This window comes from Streptomyces sp. NBC_00443, from assembly GCF_036014175.1.
Lineage (GTDB): Bacteria > Actinomycetota > Actinomycetes > Streptomycetales > Streptomycetaceae > Streptomyces.
Genome location: NZ_CP107917.1, coordinates 5,290,153 through 5,305,282, shown reverse-complemented (window position 1 = coordinate 5,305,282; position 15,130 = coordinate 5,290,153). Strand labels below are relative to the sequence as shown.

General features: G+C 70.9%; 13 protein-coding genes. 5 read left to right on the top strand and 8 right to left on the bottom strand.

What is annotated here, in order from left to right; genetic code table 11:
- Positions 1–196: 196 nt before the first annotated feature.
- The 3 genes from pfkB to OHO27_RS24105 all read right to left on the bottom strand — a co-directional run bounded on the left by pfkB (position 197) and on the right by OHO27_RS24105 (position 3,615).
- Positions 197–1,144 (bottom strand): 1-phosphofructokinase, encoded by a 948-nt coding sequence (gene pfkB, locus OHO27_RS24115; RefSeq protein ID WP_328427066.1) that lies wholly within the window; start codon positions 1,142–1,144, stop codon positions 197–199.
- The gene (locus tag OHO27_RS24110; protein WP_328427065.1) at positions 1,141–1,902 is read right to left on the bottom strand and encodes a DeoR/GlpR family DNA-binding transcription regulator; all 762 of its coding nucleotides are present in this window, start codon (positions 1,900–1,902) and stop codon (positions 1,141–1,143) included. The genes pfkB and OHO27_RS24110 overlap by 4 nt, the downstream gene beginning before the upstream one ends.
- 186 nt (positions 1,903–2,088) lie before the next feature.
- Entirely contained in the window at positions 2,089–3,615 is a 1,527-nt protein-coding gene (locus OHO27_RS24105; protein ID WP_328427064.1) for an MFS transporter, read from the bottom strand.
- A 62-nt stretch (positions 3,616–3,677) separates the two neighbouring features.
- Here OHO27_RS24105 and OHO27_RS24100 point away from each other — a divergent pair, with 62 nt between their 5' ends.
- Positions 3,678–4,652 (top strand): helix-turn-helix transcriptional regulator, encoded by a 975-nt coding sequence (locus OHO27_RS24100; RefSeq protein WP_328427063.1) that lies wholly within the window; start codon positions 3,678–3,680, stop codon positions 4,650–4,652.
- 253 nt (positions 4,653–4,905) lie between these two features.
- Here OHO27_RS24100 and OHO27_RS24095 read toward each other — a convergent pair whose 3' ends face one another.
- Together OHO27_RS24095 and OHO27_RS24090 are read right to left on the bottom strand one after the other, a co-directional pair.
- Positions 4,906–5,565, bottom strand: coding sequence for a TetR/AcrR family transcriptional regulator (locus OHO27_RS24095; RefSeq protein ID WP_443059579.1), 660 nt, complete (start codon positions 5,563–5,565; stop codon positions 4,906–4,908).
- A 368-nt stretch (positions 5,566–5,933) separates the two neighbouring features.
- Positions 5,934–6,932 carry a sigma-70 family RNA polymerase sigma factor gene (locus OHO27_RS24090; RefSeq protein ID WP_328427062.1) on the bottom strand — a complete coding sequence of 333 codons (999 nt, stop codon included), beginning with the start codon at positions 6,930–6,932 and terminating at the stop codon, positions 5,934–5,936.
- A 169-nt stretch (positions 6,933–7,101) separates the two neighbouring features.
- Between OHO27_RS24090 and OHO27_RS24085 the strand changes: the two genes are divergently transcribed.
- Entirely contained in the window at positions 7,102–7,632 is a 531-nt protein-coding gene (locus OHO27_RS24085; RefSeq protein WP_328427061.1) for a GNAT family N-acetyltransferase, read from the top strand.
- Between the two features lie 21 nt (positions 7,633–7,653).
- Here the strand turns inward: OHO27_RS24085 and OHO27_RS24080 are convergent, their stop codons facing one another.
- Positions 7,654–8,442: a dioxygenase family protein gene (locus OHO27_RS24080; RefSeq protein WP_328427060.1), complete on the bottom strand. Its 789-nt coding sequence runs from the start codon at positions 8,440–8,442 to the stop codon at positions 7,654–7,656.
- 118 nt (positions 8,443–8,560) lie between these two features.
- Here OHO27_RS24080 and OHO27_RS24075 point away from each other — a divergent pair, with 118 nt between their 5' ends.
- Positions 8,561–9,097, top strand: coding sequence for a MarR family winged helix-turn-helix transcriptional regulator (locus OHO27_RS24075; RefSeq protein WP_328427059.1), 537 nt, complete (start codon positions 8,561–8,563; stop codon positions 9,095–9,097).
- 186 nt (positions 9,098–9,283) lie between these two features.
- Here the strand turns inward: OHO27_RS24075 and OHO27_RS24070 are convergent, their stop codons facing one another.
- Together OHO27_RS24070 and OHO27_RS24065 are read right to left on the bottom strand one after the other, a co-directional pair.
- Positions 9,284–10,825, bottom strand: a complete 1,542-nt coding sequence (locus tag OHO27_RS24070; RefSeq protein ID WP_328427058.1) for an MFS transporter — start codon at positions 10,823–10,825, stop codon at positions 9,284–9,286.
- A 171-nt stretch (positions 10,826–10,996) separates the two neighbouring features.
- The gene (locus OHO27_RS24065; protein ID WP_328427057.1) at positions 10,997–11,641 is read right to left on the bottom strand and encodes a TetR/AcrR family transcriptional regulator; all 645 of its coding nucleotides are present in this window, start codon (positions 11,639–11,641) and stop codon (positions 10,997–10,999) included.
- 266 nt (positions 11,642–11,907) lie between these two features.
- Between OHO27_RS24065 and OHO27_RS24060 the strand changes: the two genes are divergently transcribed.
- Together OHO27_RS24060 and OHO27_RS24055 are read left to right on the top strand one after the other, a co-directional pair.
- A complete protein-coding gene (locus tag OHO27_RS24060; RefSeq protein WP_328427056.1) occupies positions 11,908–13,188 on the top strand; it encodes a M6 family metalloprotease domain-containing protein in 1,281 nt (426 codons plus the stop codon).
- Between the two features lie 246 nt (positions 13,189–13,434).
- Positions 13,435–15,108, top strand: coding sequence for an IclR family transcriptional regulator domain-containing protein (locus OHO27_RS24055; protein ID WP_328427055.1), 1,674 nt, complete (start codon positions 13,435–13,437; stop codon positions 15,106–15,108).
- The last annotated feature ends 22 nt before the right edge of the window (positions 15,109–15,130 follow it).

The window sequence follows — 15,130 nt, the reverse complement described above, 5'->3', positions numbered from 1 at the left end:
ACGGGGGTGCCGTGGGGGGCGGCATGAATGCGGTGGGGGGAGGCAGGGACGGAGGAGGCGAGGTCGGGGAGAACCCGCCTCCCCCGGGCGGCCGAGCGGCTCAGGATGCGCTGCCGTCCGTCGGTGGCCGTGAGTAACGCCGAGCTTCGCCGGTCACGATCCGGATCGGCGAGAACTGTGACAACCACGACATTCGTCATGACGCCGGCTCCTTCAGTACGCGGTCCACCGGCACCTCGGCCGTGACCGTCACCGCGGTCGGGTCCAGATCGGCCGGCGAGGGCATCACGCTGCCGGGCAGCTGTACGGCTGCCGCACCGTGCGCGACGGCGGAGGCGAGCGCCTCGGGCCCGGCTCCCCCGGCGATCAGAAAACCGGCGAGGGAGGAGTCACCTGCGCCGACATTGCTGCGTACGACGTCCACGCGCGCGCTGCCGAACCAGGCGCCCGAGCCGTCCACGAGCAGTTGCCCGTCCGCGCCCAGGCTCGCCAGTACGGCGCCGGCGCCCATCGCGCGCAGTTCCTCGGCGGCCTTCAGCGCGTCGCCCACGGTGGTCAGGGGGCGCCCGACAGCCTCCGAGAGTTCCCCGGCGTTCGGCTTCACCACGTCGGGCCGGGCACGCAGCGCTTCGAGGAGGGCGCGTCCGGAGGTGTCCAGCGCAATCCGCGCGCCGCCCGCGTGCGCCCGGGTGACCACATCGGCGTACCAGGACGGGGCGAGCCCCCGCGGCAGGCTGCCGCAGCAGGCGATCCAGTCGGCGTCGCGCGACTGCTCGCGGACCGTCTCCAGCAGGAGTTCCTGCTCGGCGGCCGACAGCCGCGGCCCGGGCGCGTTGATCTTCGTGAGCACGCCGTCCGACTCCGCGAGCGCGATGTTGGACCGGGTGGCGCCGGCGACCGGTACCGGCGCGACCTCGATGCCCTGCGCGTCGAGCAGGTCGGCGACGAGCGCGCCGGGCGCGCCGCCCAGGGGCAGGACCGCGACCGTGCGCTGCCCGGCGGCCGTGACGGCGCGCGAGACGTTCACGCCCTTGCCGCCCGGGTCCATGCGCTCGCCGGTGGCGCGTATGACCTCGCCGCGGTCGAGGGACGGCACCTCGTAGGTGCGGTCCAGGGACGGGTTCGGGGTGACGGTGAGGATCATGCGCGCACTACTTCCGTGCCGCCGCGCTCGATCGCGGTGGCGTCTTCGGGGCTCAGCCCGCTGTCGGTGATCAGCAGGTCCACATCGCTCAGGTCACCGAAGCGGGCGAAGTGCTCCTGGCCGTGCTTGGAGGAGTCGGCGAGCAGCACCACGCGGCGGGCCGCGGCCACCGCGGCCCGCTTCACCGCGGCCTCGGCGAGGTCCGGGGTGGTCAGACCGTGCTCGGCGGAGAAGCCGTTGGCCGCGACGAACAGGACGTCGGCGCGGATCTCGCCGTACGCGCGCAGCGCCCAGGCGTCCACGGCGGCGCGCGTGCGGTGCCGTACCCGGCCGCCGACCAGGTGGAGCTGGATGCCGGGGTGGTCCGCGAGCCGGGCCGCGATCGGCAGGCTGTGCGTGACGACGGTGAGGGACGCCTCCAGCGGCAGCGCGGCGGCCAGGCGGGCCACCGTCGTACCGGCGTCGAGGATCATCGTGCCCTCGGTCGGCAGCTCGGCGACGGCCGCCTTCGCGACCCGGTCCTTCTCGTCGGCCGCCGTCGACTCGCGTTCGGCGAGATCCGGCTCGAAGTCCAGGCGCCCGGCCGGGATCGCACCACCGTGCACACGGCGCACGAGCCCGGCGCGGTCGAGGGCCTTCAGGTCACGGCGGATCGTCTCCGCCGTGACCTGGAACTCCTCGGCCAGCGACAGGACGTCCACGCGGCCGCCGTCACGAGCGAGGCGGAGGATCTCCTGCTGCCGCTCCGGTGCGTACATGTCCGTTCGCCTCCGAACTGTGCCCGAACTTGTGGTTTCAGCGGGAGGCTACGCCTGGATTTCCGGAAAGTAAACAGGTTCGGGCCCAATCGGGCATGAACGGGAATGCCGAAGGGCCCGGCACCGAAGTGCCGGGCCCTCCTCCCGCTCTCAGGCTGCCCGAGGTTCCGCTCGCCGCCCCCGCTCTCAGGGCACCAGCACAGGCTCCTTCTCCGCCGCCGGCGACGGCTCCTCCGCTTCCTCGACATGCTGCGCAGGCCGCTTCGGCAGCGCGAACATCAGCAGGAAGATGACGGCCATCACCGCCGCCACCCAGCCCAGCGCATGCTGGAAGCCGTCCGCGAACGCCGCACCCATCGCCGGACCCTGCGCCGACTCGGTCAGCCGATCGTCGATGACGCCGAAGAAGACCACGGACACCAGGCCGAGGCCGAGCGCGTTGCCCATCTGCTGCACGGTGTTGATCAGACCCGACGCCGAACCGGAGTGCTCACGTGGCACCTCCGACAGGATCGCGTCCGTCAGCGGCGCCACGATCAGGCCCATGCCGACGCCCATGACGATCAAGGGCAGAGCCATCTGCCAGGGCGCGATGGACAGGCCGTAGTGCTCGGACTCCCAGATGTAGAGCAGGACGCCGAGCGCCATCACCAGCGCGCCCGCCTGCAGCACCTTGCGGCCGAAGCGCGGCACCAGCGTCTGCACGGACATGCCGGCCGCCACCGAGACCGCGATCGAGAACGGGATCCCGGTCAGGCCCGCCTTCAGCGGCCTCCAGCCCAGCCCGAACTGCATGTACATCGTCCAGACCAGGAAGAAGATGCCGAGCGCCACACCGAACACGGTCTGCACCGCGATGCCCGCCGCGAAGCTCTTCACCTTGAACAGCGACAGTTCGACGAGCGGGGAGCCGTCGCGGCCGGCCTTGCGCCTCTCGTACGCCACCAGCACCGCGAGGACGACGAGCGCGCCCGCCATCGACACGTACCCCCACAGCGGCCAGCCCAGCTCACGGCCGCGGGTCAGCGGGTACAGCAGCATCAGCAGGCCGAGCGTGACGAGGGCGACGCCGACCAGGTCCAGCTTCAGGGCCTTCGGCGCCTTGGACTCGGTGATGTAGCGGCTGCCGAGGATCAGGCCCGCGATGCCGACCGGGAGGTTGATGAGGAAGATCGGGCGCCATTCGAGGCCGAACAGGTTCCACTCCGTGAGCAGTGCGCCGAGCAGCGGGCCGGTGACCGCGCCGAGTCCCACGACCGCTCCGAACAGGCCGAAGACCTTGCCGCGTTCGTGCGCCGGGAACGTGGCGTGCACGATCGACAGGACCTGCGGGACCATCAGTGCCGCCATCGCGCCCTGCAGGATGCGGGAGGCGACCAGCATCTCCGGGTTCGCCGCGAAGCCGCACAGCGCCGAGGCGATGGTGAAGCCGCCGATGCCGATGAGGAACAGCCGCTTGCGGCCGTGGATGTCGCCGAGACGGCCACCCGTGATCAGGCCCGCGGCGAAGGCGAGCGCATAGCCGGCGGTGATCCACTGGATCTGGCTGAAGCTCGCGCCGGCCTCCCGCCGGATCGAGGGGATGGCGATGTTGACGATCGTGACGTCGACGAGGTCCATGAAAGCCGCGGTCATCACGATCGCCAGGGCGAACCATCGGCGGCGGTCGCCTGGGGCGGGCTGAGGTGTGGGTGACGTTTCGGAGGAGGTCATGCATCGAAGATAGGACCGCATTAGGTCGGATCGTGTCCTACTTGTAGGGGATCCTCGGATACATGACGACGGATACTCCGGCACGGCTCCTGACTCTTCTCTCCCTTCTTCAGACGCCCCGTGAATGGCCCGGCGGTGAGCTCGCCGACCGGCTCGGGGTGTCCCGGCGTACGGTGCGGCGGGACATCGACCGGCTGCGGGAGCTGGGATATCCCGTGCAGGCCAGCATGGGCGCCGACGGCGGCTACCGGCTTGTCGCGGGCAAGGCGATGCCGCCGCTCGTCCTCGACGACGAGGAGGCGGTGGCGATCGCGGTCGGGCTCCGGGCGGGGGCCGGGCACGCGGTGGAGGGGGTGGAGGAGGCGTCCGTGCGGGCGCTGGCGAAGCTGGAGCAGGTGCTGCCGTCGCGGCTGCGGCACCGGGTGTCCACGCTGCAGGCCGCGACCACGCCGCTGACCAGTGGGGACGGGGCGAGTATCGCGCCCGAGACGCTGACCGTGATGGCGGCGAGTGTGGCGGGGCAGGAGCGGTTGCGCTTCGCGTACCGGGCGGGGGACGGGACGGGGTCGCGGCGGCTGGTCGAGCCGTATCGGCTGGTGTCGACGGGGCGGCGTTGGTACCTCGTCGCGTACGACCTCGACCGGGGGGACTGGCGGACGTTCCGGGTCGACCGGGTGAGCGAGCCGTTCGCCACGGGGGCGCGGTTCGCTCCGCGGGAGTTGCCTACGGGGAGTGCGGCGGAGTATCTGCGGCAGTCGATGTGGCGGCGGCAGGAGTCGTACGAGTTCGTGGTCACGTTCGCGGCGTCCGTCGAGGTGGTGGGGGCTCGGTTGCCGGGGTGGATGGGGGTGCCCGAGGCGGTGGGGGCGTCGCGGTGCCGGTTGCGTGGGAGCACGAGTGATCCCGTTGACTGGATGGGGGTGCGGTTGGCGATGGTGGGGTGTGAGTTCGTGGTGGAGTCGCCCGGGGAACTGGTGCGGGCTGTGCGGGAGTTGGGGGGACGGTTGAGTCGGGCGGGTATGTCCGGGGGCGGGTGAGGGGTGGGTCGGGGCCGCGCCGGGGGGGTGAGGGGTGGGTCGGGACCGCGCCGGGGGTGAGGGGTGGGTCGGGACCGCGCCGGGGGGTGAGGGGTGGGTCGGGACCGCGCCAGGGGGGTGTCCGTCCTCGGTCGGGCGGTTGAGCTCACTCAAGAGGTGCTGGTTCTTGACGCCCGGCGCTGCGGGCGGACACCCCCCGGCACGGCCCCTTCCCGCCGTACGCGGCTGCGGGCCGTCGCCGCTTCCGCCGTGGCTATACGTCCTCCCAGGGGAAGTCCCTCAGCGTCGCCAGGTTGCGCATCGCCAGGGCCGCTGGGCCCCCCGGGCCCTCTGGTGGGGCGTCGCCTGCTGCCCAGACTTCTACGGCCACTCGTACTGAGGCGGCGGCCACTGCGGCTGCGAAGTGGAGGGAGGGGGAGGGTGCGGCAACGTTGTCGTCGTTGCCGGGGCCTGCTGTCCTTGCGGCCAGTACCTCCGCCAGGGTCGTCTCCGACTCGTGGCAGACCTCCGCCCATACCTTTCTCAGCGCGGGGCTTGAGTTGGCCAGGCGGACCAGGGTCCGGACCCAGTCCCAGGAGGCTGCTGAGACTGCGGTGCCGGGGGTGAGGGTGTGGCGGGCCGCGTGTTCCAGGGCCTGGGGAAGGGTGAGGTCGGGCGGGGCCTTGCGGACCGCTTGCGACCAGCGGTCGGCGCCTGCCGCGTAGAGGGGGGCCACCGCCTCTTCCTTGGTGGCGAAGTAGCGGTAGAAGGTGCGCGGGGCGATGCCGGCGGCCTGGGCGATGTCCTCGGCTCGGGTGGACTTCAGGCCGCGTCTTACGAAGAGGCCGGCCGCGGCGCGGGCGATCTCCATGCGGGTTGCCGCCTTGCGTCGCTCCGTGAGGGACGGGGAGGAATCGGGGGTGGGACTGCTCACGTTCGGCAGGCTATGCCCATGTGACACAATCTGCCATTCGGGTGGGCCACCCCGTGGTTCAGGTACGGGGTGGCCCACCCTTCCAGGCCTGCCCCGGCGCGAGAAAGAGCCGGGCCCCGGCACCCAGGGGGGTTGGGCGCCGAAGCCCGGCTCGGGGAAAGTCCCGGCGCCGGGGGGAGTGCGTCGGGACTTGGTCGGTGGGACCCGGTGCGTTGCGGGTCAGTGTCCTCGGAGGCTGAACTCCCTTGCCTGGAGGTCTTGTTCCCGGGGTCCTGGCGGTTGAAAGCGGCGATACGCGCCATGTTTGCGCGGTCTTTCGCCACCCGGCGTACGCGGCCGCACCCTTTGCACGCCCTGTGCCCGTGACGTTACGCGGCGGCGTCGAAACCGGTGCTGCGCGCCAGCTTCTTCAGCTCCAGCAGCGCGTGCTTCTCGATCTGCCGGATGCGCTCGCGGGTGAGGCCGTGTTCCTTGCCGACCTCGGTCAGGGTGCGCTCGCGACCGTCCTCGATGCCGTACCGCATCTTGATGATGGACGCGGTGCGCTGGTCGAGGCGGCCGATCAGGTCGTCCAGCTCCTCGCTGCGCAGGAGGGTGAGGACCGACTGCTCCGGGGAGGCCGCGGAGGTGTCCTCCAGCAGGTCGCCGAACTGGGTCTCGCCCTCGTCGTCCACCGGCATGTTCAGCGAGACCGGGTCGCGGGCCCAGTCCAGGACGTCCACCACGCGGTCCGGGTTCGAACCGAGCTCGGCGGCGATCTCCGCGGGCTCCGGGTCGCGGCCGTGCTCGCGGTTGAACTCGCGCTGCACTCGGCGGATGCGGCCCAGCTCCTCGACCAGGTGGACGGGGAGGCGGATGGTGCGGGACTGGTCGGCTATGGAGCGGGTGATCGCCTGGCGGATCCACCAGGTGGCGTACGTGGAGAACTTGAAGCCCTTGCGGTAGTCGAACTTCTCCACCGCACGCACCAGGCCGGCGTTACCCTCCTGGACCAGGTCGAGGAGGGGCAGGCCGCTGCGCGGGTAGCGGCGGGCCACCGCGACGACCAAGCGGAGGTTGGAGCGGATGAAGATGTCCTTGGCCCGCTCCGCGTCGGCGACCAGGGCCTCCAGTTCCTCGCGGGTGGCGTCCGCCCTGGCCTCCTCGTGGCCGTCGAGGACCTGCCTTGCGAACACACCCGCCTCGATGATCTGTGACAGCTCGACCTCTTTGGCTGCGTCGAGAAGCGGCGTGCGCGCGATCTCGTCGAGGTACATGCCGACCAGGTCGCGGTCCGCGATCTCGCCACCATGGGCGCGAACACTGCGTGCCTTGTCGACGGTCCCGCCGGTGGCGGACTGACGACGGGCGACGGCACGGGTTGCCATGCGTGCTCCCTTGCGATGTGGGCGGGCGGGTGATTCGTAAACGCTTGGGACTCTTCTCGAGTGCCCTGCATCCGATGGAAACAACGACTGGAATCAGGACAGAATTCCCAACCCACCCCTAGATTTTTCTGATCTTGCAGTACCCTGTCCGGCCACACGAGGAGGCCCGATGCCGTCGGCACGTACAGAGGTGCAGGTCAGACCGGGAGTCGAGAGTGACCTCGAAGCCCTCACCGACATCTACAACCACTATGTACGTGAGACGCCCATCACATTCGATACCGCGGTCTTCACGCCGGAAGAGCGCCGCCCTTGGCTGCTCTCCCACCCTGAAGACGGCCCGCACCGGTTGATGGTTGCCACCCAGGGGGCTCCTGGGGCCGACTCACAGCGGATTCTCGGCTACGCCACATCCAGCGCCTTCCGGCCGAAGCCCTCCTATGAGACCTCTGTCGAGGTGACCGTCTACCTCGCGCCGGACGCCGGCCGCCGAGGCGTCGGCACCCTCCTCTACAAGGCCCTCTTCGAAGCCCTGGCCGAGGAGGACGTGCACCGCGCCTACGCCGGTATCGCCCAGCCGAACGAGGCGTCCACCCGGCTGCACGAGCGGTTCGGCTTCCGGTACGTCGGCACGTACCGCGAGGTGGGCCGCAAGTTCGGCCGGTACTGGGACGTCGCCTGGTACGAGAAGGAGCTCTGAGCCGGGCCGGAAGGCCGGGCCTCAGCCGAACTGCACCGAGCGCTTCGCCAGCCCCATCCAGAACCCCTCGATCACCGACTTCTGCGTCGCCTCCAGCTCACCGGCCGCGTCCGCCGCGCCCATCGTCACGAACAGCGGGGCGAAGTGCTCGGTGCGCGGGTGTGCGTAGCGGCCGGCCGGAGCCTTGTGCAGGAAGTCCAGCAGGGCGTCCCAGTCGCGGTTCTCCAGCGCCCGGCGGCCCCAGTCGTCGAACTCCACCGACCACGCGGGTATTCCGCCCTGCCGCAGAGCGGCCAGGTTGTGGGTGAAGAAGCCGGAGCCGACGATCAGCACGCCCTCGTCGCGCAGCGGCGCCAGCTTGCGGCCGATCTCCATGAGCCGCACCGGGTCGAGGGTCGGCATGGAGATCTGCAGGACGGGGATGTCGGCGGTGGGGTACATCTCGACGAGGGGGACGTAGGCGCCGTGGTCGAGGCCGCGGTCCGGGATGTCCTGCACGGGGATGCCGGGGGCGCGCAGCAGCTTGCGTACGGACTCGGCGAGTTCGGGGGCGCCGGGGGCTCCGTATCGCACCTGGTAGTAGTGCTCGGGGAAGCCCCAGAAGTCGTAGACGAGAGGAACGGTCTCGGTGGCGCCGATGGCGAGCGGGGCCTCCTCCCAGTGAGCGGAGACCATGAGGATCGCCTTCGGGCGCGGCAGGCCGGCGGACCAGGCGGCGAGCTCGGCGGGCCAGACCGGATCGTCCGCGAGCGGCGGGGCGCCGTGGCTGAGGTAGAGGGCGGGCATGCGCTCCTGCGTGGCGGCGGACATGACGGCGGCTCCCTCCGGAGACTTGAAGCCATGTGCTTCAAATCTAAAGCTTCTCTCCCGAAAGAAGGTACGTCGCGGTAATTAAAATTTCAAGGAGAGCTCTCGTACAGTGGAGTACATGAATACGGCATCGACCTCCGCGCCGCCCTCGCCCGACCCCGCATCCGCGGCGGAACCGCGCTGGCTCACCGACGAGCAGCAGCGCGTCTGGCGCACCTACCTGGATGCGAGCACCCTGCTGGAGGACCATCTGGACCGTCAGCTCCAGCGGGACGCGGGCATGCCGCACATCTACTACGGGCTGCTGGTCAAGCTCGCCGAGTCCGCGCACCGCCGGCTGCGGATGACCGAGCTGGCGATGTACGCGAAGATCACCCGCTCCCGTCTCTCGCACGCCATCGCCCGGCTGGAGAAGAACGGCTGGGTCCGGCGCGAGGACTGCCCCGACGACAAGCGGGGCCAGTTCGCGGTGCTGACCGACGCGGGCGTTCAGGTGCTGCAGGAGACCGCGCCGGGCCATGTGGAGGCCGTGCGACAGGCGATGTTCGACCGGCTGACGCCGGAACAGCAGAAGGCCCTCGGCGAGATCATGCGGATCGTCGCCGAGGGCCTGCAGCCCAGCGAAGCGGGTGCGGACCTGCCCTGGCTCCGCTGAACCGCTCATTCAGGGAGCCGGGGCAGGTCCTGGGGGTCGTACGTACGGAGCGTCCCCATCCCCGTACGTACGCCTGGCCCGAAGGGGTGGCCGGCGGTCGCCGTCGGCCTCAGTACGGTGTCAGTGCGGTGTCAGTGCGGTGTCAGTGCGGTGTCAGTGCGCTGTCAGTGCGCTGTCAGTGCGCTGTCAGTGCGCGACGACCGGCACCGGCACCTCGTCCTCGGCGCCCTCCTCGGAGGACGCCACCGTCGTGCCGCCCGGGCGGCCGGCGTTGACGAAGGTCAGGGCGATGACCGCGGCAGCGGCCAGGATGCCGACGGCGAACCAGATGGCGCTGGTGTAGCCCTGCACCATGGCCTCCAGCTGGACCAGCTGCTGCTGGGACCGGCTGGTGGCACCGGCGATGTGGTCGGCGACGTACGCCGTGGTCGCCGAGGCGGCGATCGTGTTCAGCAGCGCCGTACCGATCGCGCCGCCCACCTGCTGCGAGGTGTTCACCATCGCGGAGGCGACACCGGCGTCCTGCGGCTTGACGCCCTGCGTGGCCAGCGACATCGCCGGCATGAACGCGGTTCCCATACCGAGGCCGAGCAGCAGCATCGCCGGCAGCAGCAGCGCGGCGTACGAGGAGCCGATCTCCAGCTGGGTCAGCAGCAGCATGCCGAGGGCGGCGACCAGGAAGCCGGGGCCCATCAGCAGCCGCGGCGCGACCCGGGTCATCAGTCGGGTGCCGATCTGGGTGGAACCCGTGATCATGCCCGCGATCATCGGCAGGAACGCGAAGCCGGTCTTGACCGGCGAGTAGCCCTTCACGATCTGCAGGTAGTAGGTCAGGAAGAGGAACAGGCCGAACATCGCGATGATCGCGAGGCCGAGCGAGAGGTAGACACCGCCGCGGTTGCGCTCGGTGACCACGCGCAGCGGCAGCAGCGGGGCCTTCACCTTGGTCTCGACCAGGACGAAGGTCGCCAGCAGCACGCCGGAGGCGACGAACATGCCGACCGTCAGGGAGTCGCCCCAGCCGTTGGACTCGGCGCGGGTGAAGCCGTAGACCAGCGCGACCAGACCGAGGGTGGACAGGATCACGCCCGGGATGTCGAGCGCGGAGCGGTTGCGGGCGCCCTTGGGCTCACGGATGACGAACCAGGCGCCGGCCGCGGCGAACACGGCGAACGGGATGTTCACGAAGAACGTCCAGCGCCAGTCCAGGTACTCGGTGAGGAAACCGCCGAGGATCAGACCCACGGCACCGCCACCACCGGCGATGGCGCCGTAGATGCCGAACGCCTTCGCGCGCTCCTTGGCATCGGTGAACATCACGGCGAGCAGCGAGAGCGCGGCAGGAGCGAGCAGCGCGCCGAACGCACCCTGCAGGGCGCGGGCGCCGAACATCATGGCCTCGTTGGTGGCCGCGCCACCGAGCGCGGAGGCCAGGGCGAAGCCGCCCAGACCGACGACGAACGCCCGCTTACGGCCCCAGAGGTCGGCGATACGGCCGCCGAACAGCAGCAGACCACCGAAGGCGAGGGCGTAGGCCGTGACGACCCACTGCCGGTTGCCGTCGGAGATGCCGAGGTCCTGCTGGGCGGAGGGCAGGGCGATGTTCACGATGGTCGCGTCGAGCACGACCATCAGCTGGGCTATCGCGATGAACGCGAGCGCTTTCCAGCGGTTGGGATCGGCGGCACCGAGGGTGCCGCCGGAAGCCTTTACGGCCGTTTCAGACATGGGTCTACCCACTTCGGGACTTCGTGACGGAAAAAGCGAAAGGAAAGGGGACGGCTCGTCGGCTTTGACGGCCGGTGAGGGTTGGTGGGTTTGTGATGGAGAGTTGGCGGCTTCGCGATTCGGTCTATTGACTGCCGTCGTGTGACTGCCGTCGTGCTCTGAACTGATCGGTCAGGCCTGGCGCAGGTCCTCCATGGTCAGCGGCGTGCCCGGCAGGGTGGAACGGGCCGGAGCCCGCAGTCCGTCCAGGAACAGCTGCAGATGGCGGTGGACGTAACGGTCGGCGATCTCGCAGCCCGTGCCGGCCGGGGGCCGGCTGAGCTGGGCGGCGGCGATCATGAGGTCGCCGACGTCCACGTCGGAGCGGAGCTGGCCGGCCGTCTTGGCCCGGTCCATGATCGCCCCGATCAGCTGCTCGACCCGCTCACGCGAGGCCTCCAGATCCGGGTGGTGCTGGTCGAACGTGCTCTGGACCATCGGGCACAGCGCGCTGATCCGCTCGTCGGCGGCCGTGTGCACGAAGCGCTCCAGAGCCTCGAAGGCATCCCCGGTCTGAGCGAGCGCGAGCTCGGCCGCCGCGGCCGTACGGTCCATGACGGAGCAGACGACCTCGCGGACCAGCGCGTCGCGGTCGGGGAAGTTGCGGTACACCGTGGCGTTGCCGACGCCGGCCCGGCGGGCGATGTCGTCCAGCGGCACATCGGGGCCGAACTCGACGAACATCTCCCGGGCGGCGGTGACGATACGCTCCCGGTTGCGCAGGGCGTCGGCGCGCGGCCGGGTCGCCTTGCGCGGTGCGGGGGCTGCGGTCTGCACGGCGTACTCCTGAGTTCTGCTGGGTGGGCGATCCGGGGAAGCTGTCCCCGTTTCGCTCGGACACCTGACTAAACGGGGAGGGGCTCCCGGTTATTTCCCAAACCCCCAACGAATGTCTTGTGACCTGAGTCACAACCTCTCTGCCCCCCCGCGGCCGAGGACCCACGTTCGGTCTCCTCCAACGCGCGCCCGCGCAGGCCTCGACACAGGGTGATCGGGAGGGTGCAGTACGCAGTCGGCGGCTGCCATGGACGAGAGGCCCATGCATGCAGCCGAGCAGTCGGATACGCCCCCGCCGTGCGGCCGCCCTTGCCTCCGTGACCGCCCTGACCCTGGCGGTCAGCACCTCGGCAGGCACCGGGCACCTCACGGCGGGGACCTCCACGGCGGCCGGCGCGAGCCCGCTCCCACCGGGTCACTCCGCGGCTCTCGGCCCCTGCATGATCAGCGGCCGGCCTACGGTCCAGATGTCGGAGGGCGTACCTACACCGCGCGGTTACGCCCGCTCCACCGGAACCGTCCGCGCCCTCACCCTGATGGTCGACTTCCCCGACGCGCCCGGCACGGGCAAGGCGCTCGACCGTTTCGCGGAGTTCTTCCCGCAGACCCAGAAGTGGTTCCGCACCAGTTCCTACGGCCGCCTCGACTACCGCCCCGACACCCCGATACCCCGCTGGCTGCGCATGCCCAAGTCGTTCCGGGCGTACGGCATAGAGCGCGGCGCGCCCTTCGACCCCGGGTACCGGAAGCTGGTCCAGGACCTCGTGGTCGCGGCCGACCCCAAGGTGGACTTCGGGTCGTACGACTTCCTGAACGTCCTGGTGACCCCGAACGCCGGCCCGTCGGCCCTGGACACGGTCCTGTCGGTGACCTTCGCGGGCAACGCCGAGGCCCCGGTGGCCGACGGCGTCTCGGTGACCAACGCGTCCTTCGTCTACTCCCGCCAGGACGACGGCTCCGGCACCTACCACCGCACCGGCTACCGGGTCCTCCCCCACGAGAACGGCCACGTCTTCGGCCTGCCGGACCTGTACACCGCCGAGGGCGGGGGCGCGGTCGGCCACTGGGACATCATGAGCGAGGACTGGGGGGCCAACAACGACCTCCTCGGCTGGCACAAGTGGAAACTGGGCTGGCTCGACTCGGACCAGATACGGTGCGCGGCCACCCCCGGCAAGGCCGAGTACGCCCTCACCCCGCTGGCCCGCACCGGCGGCCCCAAGCTGGTGTTCGTCCCCCTGGACCGCCGCACCGGCTACGCCGTCGAACTACGCACCCGCGAGGGCAACGACGAGGCCGTCTGCCGCCCCGGCGTCCTGATCTACAAGGTCGACGCCGACGTCGACACCGGAATGGGCCCGGTGAAGGTCCTCGACTCCCACGAGGACAGCGGCGGCTGCACCCGCAGCGCGAACGTCCACGCCGAACTCTCGGACGCGACGTTCGTGCCGGGGGAGGAATTCCGGGACGACAAGCGGGGGGTGCAGGTGGCGGTGTTGGGCGCGGATCTGGCGGACGGGTATCGGGTGCGGGTTTCTCGGGGGTAGGTGGTGTGGGGGTTGGGGGGTGGTGGGCTTGAGGGTGGTGGGCTTGGGGGTGCTGGGGCTTGGGGGTGGTGGGCTTGAGGGTGCGGGGCTTGAGGGTGCGGGGCTTGGGGGTGGGCCTGAGCCGCAGCGGTACGCGCACCCGCCGGCGCCCGCGCCCGCGCCCGCGCTCGCGCTCCCGCTCGCGAATCGAACCGAATCGATTCGCATTACGGTTAGGGCTGCCGCGACCGCCGTACCGGAGAGCCGATGCCCGCGAAGACGACCCTGGACGACCGAGCCGTGCCGGTGGAGGCGGTCACGCCGCTGATCCGTGGGGTCGGGGTGCTGTGGCGGCTGACGGAGGCGGGCGGGACGGTGAGCGCGAGCGGGCTGGAGCGGGCGACCGGACTCGCACGCTCCACGGTGGACCGGATCACGTCCACGCTCGCGCGCATGGGATACGTCCGTCTCGACGGCCGCGACGTGATCCTGGCGCCCCGAGTGATGGAACTGGGCAACGCCTACCTGGCCGCCCTCGGCCTGCCCGCCCTCCTCACCTCCCACGCGGACGCGCTCGCGGACGAGTTGGACGAGTCGGTGTCGCTGGCGGTCGCCGACCGCGACGGCATCCGCTTCATCCACCAGGCGACCCGCCGCCGCGCGATGTCCCTCAGCTTCCGCATCGGCGACCTGCTCCCGGCCGAACGCACCGCGCCGGGCCCCCTGTTCGCGACGGAGTGGACGGCCACGGAGTGGCAGGCCTGGCGCGAGCGCCGGGCGGCGGACCCGGAGGACCGCGGCTTTCCCGCCGTACCGCCGCAACCGCACCCGTCCCCCGACGAGGACTTCGAACGCCGGGCGGCGCGGGCGCGGAAGGACGGCTGGGCGCTGGACGACCAGTTGATCGAGCCGGGACTGGTCGCCGTGTCCGTACCGGTGAGGGACCCCCGGGCGGGCGGCCGTATCGCCTGCGTGGCGAACGTCGTCAGCCACACCAGCCGGCATACGGCCACGGACCTGCGCGACACGCTCCTGCCCCGCCTTCGGGCCACGGTGGCGAAGATGGAGCAAGAACTGCGCGAGGCACCGCAGCCGCAGGGGCAACGCGGGTCGGCACCGGCGGGCCTGGCGGCCTGGACCGGTGCCTCCAAGCAGGAACTGGGCAGGGAGTTCGTCGAGTCGCTGGCCCGCGGGCTGACCGTACTGACCGCCTTCGGCGAGGGCCGGGCGGAACTGACACTGACGGACGTGGCGCGGGCGACGGGACTGGCGAGGGCCACCGCGCGCAGGGCACTCATCACATACGAGCACCTGGGCCTGGTACGCCAGTCCGGCAACCGCGCCTTCGCCCTGACCCCACGCGTACTGTCCCTCGGCTTCCCACCCCTGTCCCGCACCTCCCTCCCCCAGATCGCGACCCCGCACCTGACCGAACTGGCTGCCCGTGTCCACGAGTCGACGTCCCTGGCGGTGCTGACGCCGTCGGGCGACGAGATCCAGTACACGGCCCGCGCCGCGACGGGCCGTGTCATGAGCGTCGACGTCACGGTGGGCACGCGACTGCCGGCGTACGCCACATCGCTGGGCCGGGTACTACTGGCGGATCTCCCGCCCGAAGACCGCCAGTTGGGCCCCCTCTCCCCCCTCACCCCGCACACCACAACCGACCCCGCGACCCTGACGACCACGCTGGACGACGTCCGGACGCAGGGATACGCCCTGGTCGACGAGGAGTTGGAGGCCGGGCTCCGCTCGGTGGCAGTACCGGTACGGGACCGCACCGGCCGCGTGGTCGCCGCCCTGAACGTGGCGATGCATGCGGCTCGGCGGTCGGTGGAGGAGTGCGTGCGGGAGGTGCTGCCGGAGTTGGTGGCGACGGCGGGGCGGGTGGAGGGGGATCTTCGGGTGGCGGGGAGGTTTGCTCGGGTGGGGATCGGGTGAGGTCGAGGGGCTGAGGTCCGAG

Excerpts from the sequence above, each read along its gene's own strand:
- pfkB (WP_328427066.1), bottom strand. The coding sequence starts at position 1,144 with ATGATCCTCACCGTCACCCCGAACCCGTCCCTGGACCGCACCTACGAG.
- OHO27_RS24105 (WP_328427064.1), bottom strand. The coding sequence starts at position 3,615 with ATGACCTCCTCCGAAACGTCACCCACACCTCAGCCCGCCCCAGGCGAC.
- OHO27_RS24070 (WP_328427058.1), bottom strand. The coding sequence starts at position 10,825 with ATGTCTGAAACGGCCGTAAAGGCTTCCGGCGGCACCCTCGGTGCCGCC.
- OHO27_RS24055 (WP_328427055.1), top strand. The coding sequence starts at position 13,435 with ATGCCCGCGAAGACGACCCTGGACGACCGAGCCGTGCCGGTGGAGGCG.
- OHO27_RS24075 (WP_328427059.1), top strand. The coding sequence starts at position 8,561 with ATGAATACGGCATCGACCTCCGCGCCGCCCTCGCCCGACCCCGCATCC.
- OHO27_RS24100 (WP_328427063.1), top strand. The coding sequence starts at position 3,678 with ATGACGACGGATACTCCGGCACGGCTCCTGACTCTTCTCTCCCTTCTT.
- OHO27_RS24060 (WP_328427056.1), top strand. The coding sequence starts at position 11,908 with ATGCAGCCGAGCAGTCGGATACGCCCCCGCCGTGCGGCCGCCCTTGCC.
- OHO27_RS24090 (WP_328427062.1), bottom strand. The coding sequence starts at position 6,932 with ATGGCAACCCGTGCCGTCGCCCGTCGTCAGTCCGCCACCGGCGGGACC.
- OHO27_RS24080 (WP_328427060.1), bottom strand. The coding sequence starts at position 8,442 with ATGTCCGCCGCCACGCAGGAGCGCATGCCCGCCCTCTACCTCAGCCAC.
- OHO27_RS24110 (WP_328427065.1), bottom strand. The coding sequence starts at position 1,902 with ATGTACGCACCGGAGCGGCAGCAGGAGATCCTCCGCCTCGCTCGTGAC.
- OHO27_RS24085 (WP_328427061.1), top strand. The coding sequence starts at position 7,102 with ATGCCGTCGGCACGTACAGAGGTGCAGGTCAGACCGGGAGTCGAGAGT.